We start from the raw sequence: 646 nt of genomic DNA, 5'->3' as shown, positions 1-646 counted from the left end.
TGAACCGTCCTGGGTCTGGTGGAGACCGTGATCTCACCAGGAGAATGTTGGTATGGGAGCAGCACGAAAGTTTGACCTGGAGACCCGTGAGCGGGCTGTGAGGATGTATCACGATCGGCTGGCCGAGGTCGGCGGTGCCAAACTCGCAGCGCGTCGGCATGTCGGGGAGATGCTCGACATCAATCCGGCGACGTTGCGAAACTGGATCGAGAAGGACATGCCGGCGGTCTCGACGGCGAGTTCATCACCGGCAGATGAGCCGGGTGCGGAGTTGCGCGAGTTACGCCGCGAGAACGCCGAATTACGCAGAGCCAATGAGATTTTGAAGACAGCGTCAGCGTTTTTCGCGGCGGCGGAGATCGACCGCCGACTGCACTGATCGTCGATTACATCGACGATCACAGAGACAGGTTCGGGGTCGATCCGATCTGCCGGGTACTCGCCGAGTACGGAATGCAGATCGCCCCGTCCACCTACTACGCCCACAAGCAACGCGGCCGGATCTCGGCGGCCGCGCTGGCCGAGGCCTACGCCGCGCACGAGGTGTTCCGCCAGTTCACCAAGAACCGCAGTGTCTACGGGGTCCGCAAGATGCATCATCAGATGTGGCGAGCAGGACACCCCATGGGTCGCGATCAGGTCGGCC

The 646-nt window shown here is 62.1% G+C and carries 1 pseudogene and 1 other annotated feature; the pseudogene reads left to right on the top strand.

The features are described from left to right. Positions 1 to 52 precede the first annotated feature (52 nt). A pseudogene (locus tag P3L18_RS28145) lies at positions 53 to 646 on the top strand (transposase); the annotation flags it as partial. Beyond that, positions 337 to 468 (top strand) — a sequence feature (AL1L pseudoknot). Its footprint overlaps the pseudogene before it by 132 nt.

Origin of the sequence: Gordonia sp. N1V, assembly GCF_029269935.1 — a bacterium.
In the GTDB taxonomy this organism is placed as follows: Bacteria; Actinomycetota; Actinomycetes; order Mycobacteriales; family Mycobacteriaceae; genus Gordonia; species Gordonia polyisoprenivorans.
Note: the sequence above shows the minus strand (reverse complement) of the source record. Positions and strands in the feature narration are given on the sequence as shown.